The organism is Methylobacterium sp. CCH7-A2 (assembly GCF_001557075.1).
In the GTDB taxonomy this organism is placed as follows: Bacteria; Pseudomonadota; Alphaproteobacteria; order Rhizobiales; family Beijerinckiaceae; genus Allobosea; species Allobosea massiliensis.
This window is the reverse complement of the sequence record NZ_LSKN01000121.1, coordinates 1-393: the sequence shown is the minus strand read 5'-3', so window position 1 is coordinate 393 and position 393 is coordinate 1. Positions and strand designations below refer to the sequence as shown.

General features: G+C 66.7%; 1 protein-coding gene. It reads left to right on the top strand.

Features of this window, described 5'->3' with window-relative positions; translation table 11 throughout:
- Positions 1 to 393: efflux RND transporter permease subunit (locus AX750_RS10410; protein WP_197432807.1), on the top strand; the 393-nt coding region annotated here is incomplete at both ends.

The following is a 393-nucleotide window of genomic DNA, read 5'->3' as shown; positions in this document are numbered from 1 at the left end:
CGGCGCTGTTCTTCAGCCTGCTCGTGATCACCGTCTCCTTCCTGCCGATCTTCACGCTGGAGGGGGAGGAGGGTCGCCTGTTCGGGCCGCTCGCCTACACCAAGACCTTCGCGATGGCGGCGGCCGCCTTCCTGTCGGTGACTTTGGTGCCGGCGCTGATGGTGGTCTTCATCCGGGGCCGGATCATCCCGGAGCACAAGAACCCGATCAACAGGGTTCTGATCTGGCTCTACCGGCCGCTGATCGGGGGCGTGCTCAGGGCCAGGGTGCTGACCATCCTGCTGGCGCTCGCGTTGCTGGGCGTCAGCGTCTGGCCGGCGCGACAGCTCGGCTCGGAGTTCATGCCGACGCTGAACGAGGGCACGCTGATGTACATGCCCACGACCCTGCCGG